Annotated in this window: 12 protein-coding genes and 1 pseudogene; 3 read left to right on the top strand and 10 right to left on the bottom strand. The window is 34.4% G+C overall.

Annotation, left to right across the window (positions count from 1 at the left end; translation table 11 throughout):
• Positions 1–21 precede the first annotated feature (21 nt).
• The 9 genes and pseudogenes from htpG to priA form a co-directional block, all read right to left on the bottom strand.
• Positions 22–1,926, bottom strand: coding sequence for a molecular chaperone HtpG (gene htpG / locus OM962_RS04305; RefSeq protein ID WP_264330928.1), 1,905 nt, complete (start codon positions 1,924–1,926; stop codon positions 22–24).
• 150 nt (positions 1,927–2,076) lie between these two features.
• Positions 2,077–3,288: a KAP family P-loop NTPase fold protein gene (locus tag OM962_RS04300; protein WP_264330927.1), complete on the bottom strand. Its 1,212-nt coding sequence runs from the start codon at positions 3,286–3,288 to the stop codon at positions 2,077–2,079.
• A gap of 14 nt (positions 3,289–3,302) precedes the next feature.
• Positions 3,303–3,890, bottom strand: a complete 588-nt coding sequence (recR, locus tag OM962_RS04295; protein ID WP_264331016.1) for a recombination mediator RecR — start codon at positions 3,888–3,890, stop codon at positions 3,303–3,305.
• A 139-nt stretch (positions 3,891–4,029) separates the two neighbouring features.
• Positions 4,030–4,608 (bottom strand): hypothetical protein, encoded by a 579-nt coding sequence (locus OM962_RS04290; protein WP_264330926.1) that lies wholly within the window; start codon positions 4,606–4,608, stop codon positions 4,030–4,032.
• Positions 4,609–4,719: pseudogene (locus OM962_RS04285) on the bottom strand (hypothetical protein); the annotation flags it as partial. It lies immediately after the preceding gene.
• Positions 4,671–5,414, bottom strand: a complete 744-nt coding sequence (locus tag OM962_RS04280) for a hypothetical protein (RefSeq protein WP_264330925.1) — start codon at positions 5,412–5,414, stop codon at positions 4,671–4,673. The gene OM962_RS04280 and the pseudogene OM962_RS04285, both read right to left, overlap by 49 nt.
• 569 nt (positions 5,415–5,983) lie before the next feature.
• The gene (locus tag OM962_RS04275) at positions 5,984–6,283 is read right to left on the bottom strand and encodes a hypothetical protein (RefSeq protein WP_264330924.1); all 300 of its coding nucleotides are present in this window, start codon (positions 6,281–6,283) and stop codon (positions 5,984–5,986) included.
• Positions 6,284–6,316: 33 nt separating this feature from the next.
• A complete protein-coding gene (locus tag OM962_RS04270; protein ID WP_264330923.1) occupies positions 6,317–6,769 on the bottom strand; it encodes an ankyrin repeat domain-containing protein in 453 nt (150 codons plus the stop codon).
• Positions 6,770–6,886: 117 nt separating this feature from the next.
• A complete protein-coding gene (gene priA / locus OM962_RS04265; protein ID WP_264330922.1) occupies positions 6,887–9,472 on the bottom strand; it encodes a replication restart helicase PriA in 2,586 nt (861 codons plus the stop codon).
• A 101-nt stretch (positions 9,473–9,573) separates the two neighbouring features.
• Here priA and OM962_RS04260 point away from each other — a divergent pair, with 101 nt between their 5' ends.
• Positions 9,574–11,085, top strand: a complete 1,512-nt coding sequence (locus OM962_RS04260; RefSeq protein WP_264330921.1) for an ankyrin repeat domain-containing protein — start codon at positions 9,574–9,576, stop codon at positions 11,083–11,085.
• A 138-nt stretch (positions 11,086–11,223) separates the two neighbouring features.
• Complete coding sequence (gene tnpC, locus OM962_RS04255; RefSeq protein ID WP_264330462.1) at positions 11,224–12,576, top strand: IS66 family transposase; 1,353 nt, start codon at positions 11,224–11,226, stop codon at positions 12,574–12,576.
• 106 nt (positions 12,577–12,682) lie between these two features.
• On the opposite strand, the gene dapE is transcribed toward tnpC, so the two are convergent.
• Positions 12,683–13,879: a succinyl-diaminopimelate desuccinylase gene (gene dapE / locus OM962_RS04250; protein WP_264330920.1), complete on the bottom strand. Its 1,197-nt coding sequence runs from the start codon at positions 13,877–13,879 to the stop codon at positions 12,683–12,685.
• 42 nt (positions 13,880–13,921) lie between these two features.
• On the opposite strand from dapE, the gene OM962_RS04245 reads away from it, so the two are divergent.
• Complete coding sequence (locus tag OM962_RS04245) at positions 13,922–15,187, top strand: iron-containing alcohol dehydrogenase (protein ID WP_264330919.1); 1,266 nt, start codon at positions 13,922–13,924, stop codon at positions 15,185–15,187.
• The last annotated feature ends 508 nt before the right edge of the window (positions 15,188–15,695 follow it).

The raw sequence follows: 15,695 nt of genomic DNA, 5'->3' as shown, positions 1-15,695 counted from the left end.
TTAGCTAAGTTAATTATAGCATTAAACAGAAATTTTGCCAAGCAAATTATTGAGTCTTTTAGCAAACAGACTTACGTCTTCCATCTCTTCACCTTCTACTATACAAGCTTGATAGAACAATAAGTAAATCATATCTCCAAGTGTTGAATTTTCACCATTTTCAGCGTGAGATTCCATTATGTTTCTTATCAAAGGATGCTTAATGTTAATTTCAAGTACTTTTGGCGTGCGGTAATTTAGCTGCTTCTGTTCACGTAAAAAACGCTCCATACGAAGATCCATAGTTCCTTCATCAACTGCTAAACACACAGGACTATCGGTTAATTTCTTAGAGATCTTTACACTTTTTACTAAGCTTCCAAGAACCTTGGTGAAGTATTCGAGTATAGAATCCGCGTTTTCTTCGCTTTTGTTTTCATCTGATTTATTTTCTTCATCTTTCTTACCTTCTTCTGAAGAGAATTTTTCTAAATCAACATCAGCACGAGTTACAGATTTAAATTTTTGATCTTTATATTCATGAATCACGCTAGTCCAGAAATCATCAACTGGATCAACAAATAGAAGCACTTCCAATCCTTTGCTGACGAATCCTTCAAGTTGTGGACTGTTTTTTACTGAATCGAGACTATTTCCTGTGAGATAATAGATATGTTCCTGTTCAGGCTTCATTCTGCTTATATAATCATCAATACTAACTAGCTTATCATCACTGGTGCTATGAAATCTGCAAATGGAAAGCAACGCTTCTCTTTCATCAGTTGGCATAGCTTCGCAAAGACCTTCTTTTAACACCGCACCAAAATTGCCCCAGAATTTTGTGTATTCCTCTAAATTATCTTTTGCTTTTTTGCCAAGCTCTGATACCGCGCGTTTAGTTAGGGATTTCCTAATCTGCTCAACAACGCGATTATTCTGCAGTGTTTCTCTGCTGATGTTGAGAGGCAAATCTGGTGAATCAACCACACCTTTCAAGAAACGCAGGTATTGTGGTATAATTTGTACATTATCTTCAGTAATAAATACTTTATTGACATATAACTTTACAGAGCAGCGTCTATCTGGATGAAACAAATCATAAGGCTTGATAGAAGGAATATAAAGCAAATTCGTATATTCTATTGCACCTTCATTTTTATTATGCAGTATCATCCAAGGCTCACCACCTACATGCGCAACACCACGGAAGAAGTCGTTGTGCTCTTCTTGAGTAACGTCATTTTTTGGCTTAGTCCAAATTGCAGCTTTGCTGTTTAATTTTTCACTTTTTCCCTCTTCATTTACAAACTCAACGGGAAAATTTATGTGGTCAGAGTAAGTAGTAACAATGTTTTCAATACGAAATTTGTCTAAAAATTCGCTTTCTTCAGGACGCATGATGAGCGTAATTTTTGTGCCACGAGAGATTTGACCATCTAACTTGCTGATTGAATATTCTCCATCTCCTTTAGATTTCCATACCCAAGACTCTTCTTCTCCTGCTTTTCTTGATTCTACTATAACTTCTGAGGCAACCATGAAGCTTGAATAAAAACCAACACCAAATTTTCCAATCAGTTCTACAGCTTGGTTTGAATCTTTATTATTCTTAATTGCATCCAAGAATTTTTGCGTACCAGAACTTGCAATCGTACCAAGATTATCTATTAAATCCTGTCTGTTCATTCCAATTCCATTGTCGGTTATATACAGCTCATTCTTATCTTTACTGGAGCTAATAGTAATCTTCAACTCATCACTTGAATCTAATAAATCAGCATTTAATTGTGATTCATAACGCAATTTATCACATGCATCTGATGCATTTGATATTAACTCACGCAAGAAAATATCCTTATTGGTATAAAGTGAATGAATTACTATATTTAGTACTTTGCCTACTTCAGCGTCAAATTTTAAACTTTCAGTTTCTTGTATGTTGTGCATTTTGAGCTCCATTATTAGCCTGCTATTCTAATAATTTAAGTATTGCACAGCGATCTTTCAAGGTCATATATGCTAAAATTTATGTGAGCCAATTTGTCATGCAAGCTGAAATGATAAGAAGAGGGTTCTGTTCTACAATTCTCTTTATTCTTAGAATAAGATATCTCTTATTTGCTTCAAAGATTTGTGAGTCTTTGATTCTTTTTCTTTAAAAGTAGTCTCAAGAGAAGTTTTAAGCTTTTCCCATTCTTCCTGACCGTTTAGAATCAAAGCGCTCTCAATCTTCTCCAGTGCTTTTTGAGGTGATGAATATAATTCCTCATACAAATCAGTGTTTACTGACTGTAGTATTACTAAAAATGTAAATAAATTTGGATCAACTTTCACATAGTTTAAAAAACATAGCTTTATTTTCTTTACGCAGTACTGTATTGCTTTTAATGATAATGAGAAGCTTTCTGCGTAAAATATAAAGCTATCTATTATTAAACTCTTTGATTTTTTCGGTAATTCAACACTTTCAAATAGCTTTCTTATAAACCTCTCTGTTGGCTCTTTTGGTAAATGCAAAGAGAGATCAGTAAAAGATTTTAGGCTGAAATTTGGTCCAAGTATTGTGCTGATTGCTCTTTGCACGTTACTTTTATCTTGACTAACAGAGATAATGAAAACCAGTCCCTCAACATCAAGCATGTACTTTATGGATTCTAAAAAATCGACAATGAATTTAGGGCGACATATATCAAGATCATCCACCATTATATAAATGTTTTTGTCTTTCCTGATTTTATTAACCACATCTGCTAGTTGTATTTTAAAATCTCTAATGTTCTCTTTTCTCCTTTGGAGAAGATTTAACTCATCCAAGACAAAACCAATATCTTTCTTATCAGCCTCTTTTGCAGCATCGAGAAATACTGAAAGCATAGCAAGTGGAGATTTACTGATTAACTTTCCTAATGTATTGAGAGAAAATAGTTCTTGGTTTATGTTTTTGAACTGCTGTATAACACTCCTTTTTACTTTGTATGATGCGAATAGATCCTCAAACAGGAAATGCAAAAAAGAAGGCAATGGTTGATCTAGCGCACTAATATCCCATGCGCTGTAATAAGCTGCAATTTCATTTTGCTGCTCTAGATCCTTTACCCATTCTTTCAAAAAAAATGTCTTACCCCACTTATCATATCCTTCTAAGGATACGATCGAAAAAAACTGATCAATTGTCTTAATTATATTACTAAATCTACTTGCAACTTGTTTATAGCCTAAGCAATCATTCTCCCAAGTTGTTACCTTAGGCAATTGCTCCTCTTCTTTTTTTTTAAATGTTATTAGCGATATAAGTTTTTTTAAGCACATACCTTCTTTTGTATTTACTCATACTCTTGTCTTGAAGTAAGTGCTATCTTCAGCGTTCCTTCATCTAGGTAGTCGATTTCTCCACCTATCGGTATGCCGCAAGCAAGGCGCGATATTTTGACATTCAAGTTTTTTAGCAATTCAATTATATATTGTGCAGTAACTTGGCCTTCTAATGTCGGATTGATTGCAATAATGACCTCTTCAATTTTAAATTCTGTAACTCTTTTGGGAATGTTATCAAGATTCAGTTCTTTTGGACCTATACCATTTATTGCTGATAGCCTTCCACCCAAAACATGATACATACCTGAATATATATTTCCTTTTTCAAATGCCCATAGATCACCCAATTCTTCTACTACACACATTAACTTGGTGTCACGCTTTGGGTTAGTACAAATAGAACACGGCGATTTAGTATCTAGGTTTCCACAAATCTTACACTCTATTATAAGATCTGCTAACTCTCTAATCAAAGATGCAAGTGGTAGCATGACCCTCTCTTTGTTCTGGAGCAAATGTATAACTAACCTCCTTGATGATGATGGCCCTAAACTTGGCAATTTAGAAAAAGCATGAACTAAATTCCTTATATTAATGTTCATTCAGTAAATTCAAGATAGTTCAAAAATGATAACATCAAACCTTTCGTAAAGAAAGTAGTAAGTCTTTATCTTGCTTAGCTATAGAAAAATTTTTCCACTTTTCTCAGAAGTTGTCTTGAAAAAAGTAATGTAATCACAATCTACTGTAACTTAAGTCTGACTCAGGTGTAACTGAAATTATCTCAGACATTTGAGTATTTGTTCTAGTATTTCTTTTTTGAAAATGACGCAATTTATTTTTCAACATATTTCTTTCTTCTACATAACTGTCTGACTCTTTATTCAAACTAGAATTTTTTTCTTCATACTTGGAAAGTATTGTATCGATCAAATAATTAAAAAATAATATTAGACCTGTAGTGTTGGCAAGCAATGCAAGAGAATAATATAACATATCTTCACTCACTTCTTCATTTATTATGTCATGGGAATTTCTATACATTCTAAAACAAGAGCCGAAGGCTGCTAAGCATACACAAGTAAGTTTTGTTTTGTTTAGGACGCACTTAATTCGTGCTAGTTTTTTATTATTATCTTCTAATTTTATACGTAACTCACTAATTTTACTACTATAGTGCTGAATAAACAATTCTATTACCTCTTTGTTATTAGCATAATTATATGCTTTGTAAGATTCCTTATCTATGAGTTCAGTATCTATATCCTTTGATTTGAGAAGCTCTTTGATTGCTTCATTTTTGTTAAGAAGCATAGCTTCGTGTAGAGGTGTGTACTCATTTTCAACATCTTTTCTTCTGTTAATATTTTCACGAGTTAAGTAGTTAAAAAGAGCTGAAATGCATTCTGAATTATTGCTTTCAATAGCCAGAGTAATTGCATCTTTTCCATCCTTGTTATTAGTATTAATAACTTTGAAAAGCGGCTTTTCATTCTCTTGCTTATGTGTTCAAAATATTTGCGTTTGTAAAACTCACTTGAACAGTATGGTTCCTTAAGAATACACAAAAGTTTTTCTACAAAACAAGTACGATTTCTTTTTATAGCTACATGTAAAGGTGTGTCATGATTCTCCTCGTCTTGCAACAATAAGACATCATACAAATAACCCTCTTTATATAAAAAATTAATCTCTTGATCAAAAGAGATATCTTCTTCTCCTTTACAGATATTTAGTAGCCGTAACCCTATACTTTCTGTAGTACTGTAATCAATTGCAGAGCTACGTTGCACTTTAGATTGATAAAGGGTTACGTCCATACTATTCCTACCTTTAAACAACCCAGCTATACCTCTAAATATTCCAGCTATACCTGATTCACTCCGAGCAGCACAAGGCGTTTTATCTTGAATGTGAATCTCAACATTTTCATTAGAAAAAAGTTCTAAAACATGCGAGCTGCCTCTTCTACTGGAAAAAGGCGCCTCATTCTTTTTATCTTTAGCTTTAACACTATTTTCTAGATTTTCATTCGAAGCACTTATAGGGTTAGCTAAACAATCAAAATCCTTATTTTTAGATACAAAGTCTTCTGATTGAAAATTTGCTGCAGCGTTCATTTCACCTTTCATATTTCTTTTTTTACAGAAGTTGCATTTCAGGTAGGGTATCTCATCTTTAAAATTTTTCAACTCTATTTAAATTTTTTTAAAATAGTTTTTGATAAAAATACTTATGAAACTAACTTCTGTGTTAATTTTTTAGAAGATTTTATAGCTAAAAAATTACTTCCGCATATTTTAAATCTGATTACAATTACAGTTAGAGATATTTATTGAGCTCAAAAATCTATCTCCGTCTGCAGACTTTTTTATTAAACTCATTAAAAAATGTAGCGTATCCTCTTCAGAGCATATCTGTCGTATGTTCACTGCATTTTTTCTAATCTTTTTTATACAGGGGGATCTTATGTTCAGAATTCCAGATACTTGACCTTTAATTTAGCTAATAAAAACCAACTGGTACCTGCGGTTTTTATAGCTACGTTTTCTCAAATAAGTTTTAAATGAATAGATTTCTTGCATAATCAGATGTCATCCCGGTGCTTGACACTGGATCCAATAAGAAAAATGCGCTGGAACTTTCGAATTCCAGTTATGCAAGAAATCTAATGTTAAAAAACTCACAGTTATCCTAGTACTGCTTTATTATCTGCAGTCTTTTCATGCTCGACAGAAGAGAATTGAGAATTAACAGCTTCTTCTATTGATTTAGCCTGTTTATAGTCTTGACTTAGGAAATATATAGCCACTCCAACTGCTATTCCAGCAACAAGAGCAGATACTGCGAGTGCGCATAATATAATAGTCATTGAAGGGACTAAAGCACCACCAACACCGAGTCCAATGCCAAGAAAAACGCCAGGTATAATGCCAATCAAACTATTACATCTAGCACTTTCTTTTTTCGATTTAGCTTGATCTTTCATAGATTTAATGAGTGCTTCTCTTGTTTTTTCTTCTTAAGCTAAATCTAATGGCATTTTGTCTCCTTTATTCCTTATCAAAGGATTTGCACCATATTTCAAAAGGGCTTCTATTGCATCAGTGTTATTGCTTATAACAGCTTGGTGTAATAATGTATTTCCACTTTGATCTCGAAAATTGATCAATTTGTAGAAATACTGGGGAGTAACAAATCTATTCACCGCTTCATCTAAAATCCTCATCACGTTTTGGAACGATAATTTCTCTTTTTTCTCAGATATTGCACTATCGTGTGCAATGCAGTGTTGCAAAATAAGATGCACCATCTTTTTTCTTACATCTACAATATCCTCTGTAAATAAAACAGATTTAAATAATTCCTTGTCAATAGTTATTTCGATATCCTTATTAAGGAATTCCTTCAATTCTGTAATTTTTTCGTTATGCCTTATCCCTTTCCTACAGACGATTTCAAGTAAAGTAGTCATATTATTTACCCATTCTAATTATATCAATAATATAATAAATTCTAATAAAAGTCAAATTTTTAATTAAAGAATTAATAGAACTTATTAGCAATAAATGTCAAATAAATTCAAATAACATTAAAAAAAACTCACAGGATCAACATCTATTGTTATTGCAATGTTTGAACTCAAGTTACAGCAATGTTTCAGCTTTTTCTTTATAAATCGACTATGTTTATTGTATATCTTGAGTAACACTCTGTATCGATATTTATTATTTAAAAAATTTATTGCTGCTGGTGATGGGCCAAAAATTTCAAGTTCTCTCAGCGTCAAGTGCTGAAAGGTAGTTGAACATTGATTATGTAAAAAGCTTGTTAACTCACTTGCTGCTTTCTGCGTGGCAAATTGATCCTTACCGCAAACTATAAGCGCTATTAGTCTACTAAATGGGGGCATTTTAGCTTTGCGTCTTGACTCAAGTTCAATTTCATAAAACAAATCCCTTTTTTGCTGCTGCAATGCTTTTATTATCAAACTTTCAGGATTATTAGTTTGCACTATTACCGTTCCTTTTTCGTTGAACCTCCCAGATCTACCCGCAACTTGATGCAATAATTGATACGTCTTTTCTGCTGCCCTGAGGTCAGAATTTTCAAGGCCTAAATCTGCGTTTATCACTCCAACCAAAGTTAACTTAGGGAAATTATGCCCTTTAGCAATCACTTGTGTACCGATTATAATATTCACTTCTTCTTTGAGCACTGAGTCAATTACGCTACCAAGCGACTTCTGGTCGCTGCTAATAATCGCAGTCTTTGCGTTTGGTATTAATTTTACTATTTCTTCAAGTAACCTCTCAATTCCTATACCACAAAGGGATAATGACTGCTGACTTTGACAATTAGAACACTTTTCTGGAAGTTTTAATTGATAAGAACAGTGATGGCATAAAAGGACATTCTTTTTCTTGTGATACGTAAGCCAAACAGCGCAATTTGAGCAGGAAATTTTGTATCCACACTTTTTACAAACTACAAGTTGTGCATACCCCCGGCGGTTTAGAAAGAGCATAACTTGCTGTTTTTTCTCTATGGTTTGTTTTATGCCTTCGAAAAGCTCATTGGAAATCCATTGTTTGTTGTTTCTCATATCTACCACTTTAATTAGTGGCAGTTCTGCACCACCGAATCTTTTAGTTAGCTTTACATGGTTGTAATTCCCTTTTTTAACATGATAAATTGTTTCAAGCAGCGGAGTAGCGGATGATAAAATAATCGGAATATTTTCGAGCTTGGCTAAGATAATGGCCATATCTCGAGCATTATATATAATCCCCTGTTCTTGTTTAAAGGATGAGTCATGCTCTTCATCGACGATAATTAATTTTAGGTTTTTATAAGGCAAAAAAAGCGCTGACCGTGCTCCAATAATTATCTGCGCACTTCCATTTGCAATACTGAGCCAATTATTTCGGCGAGCTTTTGGAGTAAGTCCTGAATGCCACTCAGCTATATTGCCAGATGTCTGACTGCGAACACGATTTACCAATTGTGAAGTTAGAACAATTTCTGGCAGAAGGATAAGGACTTGTGCATTACCCTCTTCTGGTGTCATTCCAGTGTGTAACCTTTTGGTGTTTGAACATTTGCAGGTAGTTTTAGTAGTAGATGATGTCATTCCAGTGCTTGACACTGGAATCCAGTCTTTATCGTACAACTGCTTAGTGTACTGATTTGAAATTAAGTTCCAGTGTCGGGGCACTGGGATGACATCCTTTTTGGTAAAAATTACTCTTATATTGTAACATTCGTCTAGTTGTGTATTGAACGCTGGAATGACATAACGTTTATTTTTGAAAGTAAATTGCATAGCAAATGGTGTCATTCCAGTGCTTGGCAAAGGCAGTATGCTAAGTGTTACAGTGGGTTTTACCTTAAATATAAGGGTGTCATTCCAGTGTTTATCCAGGAATTTTGATTCTAAATTTGGTATTGATTTTAAATTAAAATAAATGTTTGTGATGAGATTATATGAAAAACTGGATCCCAGTGTCGGGGCACTGGGATGACAAGAGAAGAGGGCACTGGGATGACAAGAGAAGAGAGCATTGGAATTGCAAAAAAAGTAGGCGCTGTGATGACAGGAGAAGGAGGTACAGGAAAAGGAAACACCGGAGTGACACCTTTTTGGTAGACAATGTTCGTAAATACTATGATTCTTAATTAACTGTGCAATCACAGAGAGATAAACTTCTGTTTTTCCAGACCCGGTTTCACCGTCAAGTAAAGTTACTGAATACTCATTCAAATTACTTATTATTTTATCTCGAGCTGCTTGCTGCTCAGGGCTTAATTGGTAATCTATTTCACTTATTTCTTGCTTTTGCTTAGTGCAAACTAACTTATCTATTTGATTTACCTTTAATACTCCTCCCATTATCACTTTGGCAAGCATACCAATAGGTATTACATTATATTGCGCAACCCACTCTGCAAATTCGATCAGTTTTGGTCTGATGCTCGGCAAATCGATCTTTTGCTCAATAAATTTTAATTCTCGATCGCTTTTGCTACTTTCTCTCCAAACTATTCCAATCAAACGCTTTCTGCCAAACGGCACCACTACGTAATCTCCAATTGAAACTTCAGTATCTTCCTCAACTGCATATGAAAATAACTGATCAATTGGAAGCGGTAGTAATACGTCAACTGCTTTCTTCATAGTACCTTAAGTTTAGCACCGTTTTGAAAATATTAGTTTTGATTTTTGTGGGTTAAACTGGTATAATGTTATACTAAATTAATTTGATTGGGGGAGTGAGTATGATTCCAGAAACACGTAAAGAGGCATTCAAAGTATTAGGATTGTCAGAGAGTGCAAGCACAGAAGAGATTAAGAAGGCATATCGCGAGCTTGCATTGAAATGGCATCCCGACAAATGGTCAGATAAAAGCCAAGAAGAGCAAAAGACAGCAACAGAAAAGTTTAAAGAAATATTAGTAGCATATAAAATATCAATAGGCGAGATAACTGAAGAATTCATTAGCCAACAGCCTAATGATGATTGGGTTGATGAGTGTATGGGAGGCATTTTTGGATCACACTTAAATTATATAGAAATTGATTTATTCACTGTTCTTGCAGGTAGATTTTTGAAAGAAGCGGAGTTATTATTACCAAAAATTACAAATCCTAATATAAAGATTCAACCTGGTAATGTTGGTATTAAGGGCAAAGCACCATTACATTATATTGTGCAAAATGCTTGTGATAAGCCTAACAGTGGTTGGGAAGTACTTCTTGAGAAATTTTTATCATCAAATAATGATACAGGAACAGGTGTAGCCATAAATTCGATGCTCCCACAGAAAGAATTTGTAGATGTTAATATTGGCGATCAAATAGGTACTACCCCTCTTCACGTGGCTTCAAAGTACGGTCGTATGGACTTGATACAAGTTCTTTTAAAATATGGAGCAGATGTGAATAAGCTGGATAAATTGTCATGCAGTCCATTATATCAAGCTGCTAGTGGTAACCATGTTCAAGCTGTAAAACTGCTTTTAGAGCACAAGGCTAAAATTAGTAATGGTGAGAGGTTTCTTAATTATGGTACAATTCTTTATGACCTTGCTAAAGGGGAATATAGTGCAGAAGTGACAACAATGCTTTTAGACAGAGCTTCTACCGAGGAAAAGAATAAAGTATTTTTAGAGTCTTGTAGGATAGGCAAGGTTGAGCTTGTAAGCAAGCTACTTTCTGAATATAGAGTTAATCCTAATCTGATATCGATAGATGGGTGTGCAACTATTTTGCAAGATATATGTCAATTCAACAAACCTAATTCTGTTAACATCGCTAACCTTTTATTACAAGCAGGAGCTGAACAAACGCTAGTAGTAGGAAAGTGGCCAAGTGCATTAGAAATTGTTCAACAAGAGAAAAACAAGGAATTTATAGAATTATTTGCTCAGTATAAAAATAAAACAGGTTCACCCGTACAACACACTAATAATCATTTCCAACCAACTTTAGGACCAGAAGTGCAAAGTGCTCAGCCACCTATAACAGATAATAAGAATCATCATTCTCCACAAAAACAATTTTCAGGAATTTCTTCGAGAGAATGGACAATGGGCTTAGCATTATTGTTTGGTACTGTAGGAGCTACATTAGTTGCAATAGGAATTATACCTGAAATTACTGCTATTGGAATAATTGCAACTGCTGTGTTATTAGGAATTGCGAGTGCAGCATTAGGTGGCGTAGTAGGGTATCTTATAGACATAACAGTAAACAACTTTCATAGCGAAGCTACTATGAAAGTTGCATAACTCATCTCATTCAAATAAAACATACTTTTTCTGTATCCGTTCAGAGGTGTGGCAAGGATAAAAAACAATTGACATAATATATTAAAGTAGTAATAACACAAAATGTTGATAGTAAAGTAAGGCTAGATGCTTCAATTGTTGATCAGTATTGTAGAGTTATGTAAAAACTTAGAGCAGAAAGTAGCAAAGCTTGAAGAAAAAAATAAAATCTTAGAAATAGAGAATGCTGAACTAAGAGAGAGACTCGGCTTAAACTCAAGGAATTCATCTTTACCAAGTTCAAAAGAGCTGTACAAAATAAAAAAAGACACACCAGAAGATAAGTCAGAGGGCGGCAGGAAGATAGGTGGTCAAGTTGGACATAAGGGGAATTGCCGAGCTAAAATGGAAGCAGATGAGGTGGTGAAGGTAGAGTTACCAAATAGATGCGAGTGTGGTGAAGAAATCGCAATATCGGAAAAACCATATGTCTATCAAAAAGTTGATTTACCAGAAATTAAGCCTTACGTAGTTGAGTATCAATTAGAACATGGTCGCTGTCGTAAATGCGGAAAAAGAAGGAGTAGCAAATTACCAGAAGGAGTTACACCGGATACCTTTGGTCCTAGAGTTAAGTCAGTAGTTGCATCACTAAGTGGGTTTTATAAGAATTCAAAGCGAGAAATAGCGAATATTATGAAAGACATCTTTAACATGAGTATAAGTGTTGGTAGTGTGTCCAATAGTGAAGCAAGGGTTTCGTCAAAATGTAAAGAAGCCTATGAACAAATAGAGGAAGAAATAAAAGCAAGCGAAATTTTGCATATTGATGAAACCAGTCACTACAACAAAGGCAAATTGGGATGGTGCTGGATGTTTGCCAACAATAAAGCAAGTCTTATGAAGTTAGCAGATACAAGAGGAATGAAATTTTTAAAGAATAGTGCATTTTGTGATTACAAAAACCTGGTAATTACTGACAGATATGCAGTTTACAACCACTTCAGTGATGAAAAACGACAAATTTGTTGGGCTCACTTATTGAGAAATTTCGAGAGGTTATCTCATAGTTGGAATAGTGAAGTAATGAGACTTGGCCATTGTTTAAAAGACGCAGCTAATGGATTGTTTGTATTAAAAAACGCTTTGTCAGAAAATGAAATTAGTATTTCAAAGTTCACTAAGCAAGCTAAAGAATTACGAAGATACATACAGTACTGCATGATAAAAATATCTTATATACTTGAAGCAAAAGGAGCTTCACGAACGGTAAAGGGTATTATAAAATCCGAGTCAATGATGTGGACATTTTTGGATGACCCAGAGAATATTCCATTAACGAATAACCATGTTGAGCGACAGATACGGCATTATGTTGTCTATCGTAAGAATTCATATTTTGCACAGTCAGAGCGAGGGAATAGATTTCTTGAGCGGATAATTTCGTTGTATCTGACTTGGAAACAAAAGGAATTAAACCCTTTTCAAAACCTGCTAGCTGTTGTTTCTTAAACCACACCTCTGAACGGATACGTTTTGAGTCAAAAATACCCTTAATATTATAATAAGGGGTTAGTAAAATGTGTCTAGTAAGTTTTCTTCTCTATGCAACTGCACCTCAAGCTAATAATGGACCATCAGGCGTATTACCAATTACATTGATTTGGTTTAATATTTTATTACTGGGGTAAAAATAATTTTTTATAAACTCCTTATATATAGCTGTTAATTTATGTATATCGTCTATTGATACGCATTCATTTACCTGATGTGCGGTTTTGTTGATCATACCAAATTCAATTACTGGACAAATATCCTTAATAAACGCAGCATCAGATGTGCCACCATTTGTACTCAGCACAGCATCAATACCGGTAATTTTATTTATCGCATCAAGCATAATATCAGTATTTCTATCAGGAATAGAGAGAAAAACGTCCCTGCTGCTCTGCATAGACAGTTTATAATCGTTAGTCACATTGGTGCATATTGCATCAATCATCTTATATAAAACGTCTGGTGTTTGTGTATTGTTATATCGAACATTAAAACCTGCTGCTATTGAACTAGGTATTAGATTATTAGTATTATTTCCAACGTCGATAGTAGTAATTTCGCAATGTGAAGGCTGAAAGTATTTATTACCAGTATCAAAAGTGGTATCTTTTATCTTACTTAGTATCGATACCATTTTATATATTGGATTATCTGCTAGATCTGGGTAGGCAACGTGCCCTTGTTTACCATGGCAAATCAATTTAAATGTTGCAGAACCTCTTCTACCTATTTTTATGGTATCACCTAATTTCTCACTACTCGTTGGTTCTCCAACTATACAAAAATCTATCTTTTTTTGCTTGCTTTTCATCCATTCCAAAATGGCCTTTGTTCCATGTTCTTCCGTGCTTTCTTCAGCGCTGGTAATCAATGCACTGATTGAACCGCTGAATCGAAACTTACCTGCAACTGAATCTACGATAGCAGCAATAAATGCAGCTACTCCGCCTTTCATATCAGCTGCTCCTCTTCCATATAGCATTCCATCTCTAACTTCTGGCTTAAATGGATCAGATATCCAATCTTTTAACTCACCTGGTGGTACAACATCAACATGTCCAGCAAAACACAAGTTTGGTACTCCATTTATATATTTCGCATAAAGATTTTTAACTTTATCACCAAACTCTAAAATCTCACATTCAAAACCACTTTTCTTGAGAATGGCTGCTATATGCTCTATTGCCCCATCGTCTTTTGGTGTTATACTTTTAAAAGAAATTAATTTCTTAGTTAGTTCTACAGGGTCAATCTTCATATCAATCTTGAAATACTAACATTACCGTATTGTAAACATTCTATGCGATATTTAAAACAAATATTACAGCACACAGAACAAGTTCTTATAAGGGAAGTAACAGTACTTGCTGATAATATCTATGAAATATGTAGACAATACGGAAATGACATTTTTCTGATTGCAGATGAAAATACAGCAAAACTTTTAAACAAAAACATACTTAATAAAGTTTCTCATTTAATTATTCCAGCCACACCTGTCATTCCAGTGCGTGACTATGATGGATCGCAGTGTCACGCTACTTGGATGACACCAAATAGACTGAACAGAGCTGCTTCTCTCCAAGCTGTAAACCTAGTTAGAAATAAAGCAAAAGATAGTGACTTAATGGTTGCATTTGGCAGTGGCACTGTTAATGATATCTGTAAGTACGCAAGCTATTTAGAAGGCAAAGACTACATATCCTTTCCAACAGCTGCTTCCATGAATGGATATAGCTCTGCAAACGCTTCAATATTAGTTGATGGATATAAAAAATCGTTCGGAGCACATCTTCCAAAGGCAATATACATTGATACCGATATAATTGTCAACGCACCACTACGCCTCACATTAAGTGGATTTGCAGATTTCATCTGCCGTTCAACAGTACAAGCCGATTGGCTATTATCTAATCTATTACTTGGCACAGAATATAATGAACTCCCCTTTAAACTTGTTCGGGATCTGGAGGAAATTTTGCTCAGAGAACACTTGGCACTTGCTAAAAAAGATAAAAGAGTAGTTTTATTACTTATGGAAGCCTTATTGATTTCAGGACTTGGAATGGTGATGTCAAAAGGCAGCTACTCTGCAAGCCAAGGAGAACATATGATAGCTCATGCAATGGAGACGGTAACAAAAGATTATTCCTCCTCGTTACATGGCGAAAAAATTGCTGTTACGACGATTACTATGGCTAACTTGCAAGAGGAGATATTGTCAATACAAAACCCGATTACCAAACCGATCACTTTAGATGTAAAACATATAACTCAGTGCTTTGGTAATACCGAATTTATAAAAATTCTAAAGCAGAAGCAAATTATGCAGCAAAAAATTCAAGAGATTATTTGCAAAGAATGGAGTAATATTTCTAGTTTAATTAAGCAAAATTTACTATCTGCAAAACACCTGCAGAAAGTATTTGAAGATCTATCAATTCCGTACTTACCGGAGCATCTTAATTGGAACAAAGAGCAATATTGCAAGGTAGTCAATCTTACATTTGCAACAAGAGATAGATTCACCTTTCTTGACCTAGCTGGTTGTATAGAAAAAAGTTAGATTTTGTGTATTCGTTCAGTAGGGTAGCAAAATAAGATAGACAAAAACACAGTAACAAATGGTGTCATTCAAGTAGCTATCCAGCCTTTCTTAACAACAAAAACTTAGCATGACTTTTGTGCTCAAAAAACTTCTGGATTCCAGCATCAAGTGCTGGAATGACATGGTGAAATATTATTCAAGTAGCCTCTGTCCCAGTGCCTATTCAGTGTCATTCAAGTCAACTCTTTTCTTGTCATCCGAGTGCCTAGACACTGGGATCCAGAAAACTTCACTTTAAATGAGTGCATTAGATTGTCTTTATATAGATGCCAGTGTTAGCTACTCGGATGAAATTCATTTAGTTGTCTTTTCTCATCTACCTTACCACTTTCTTGAACGGATATCATTAGCCATTTCCCTGAATAGATACAACAAATGTTGTATCTTTATCACTTCACATACATTATTCCATATACTATATGAACAACTGAAAAAAAAACTTCAGTTAATTGGACAATGAATCACG

The organism is Wolbachia endosymbiont (group B) of Erebia ligea (assembly GCF_947179575.1).
In the GTDB taxonomy this organism is placed as follows: domain Bacteria; phylum Pseudomonadota; class Alphaproteobacteria; order Rickettsiales; family Anaplasmataceae; genus Wolbachia; species Wolbachia pipientis_C.
Note: the sequence above shows the minus strand (reverse complement) of the source record. Positions and strands in the feature narration are given on the sequence as shown.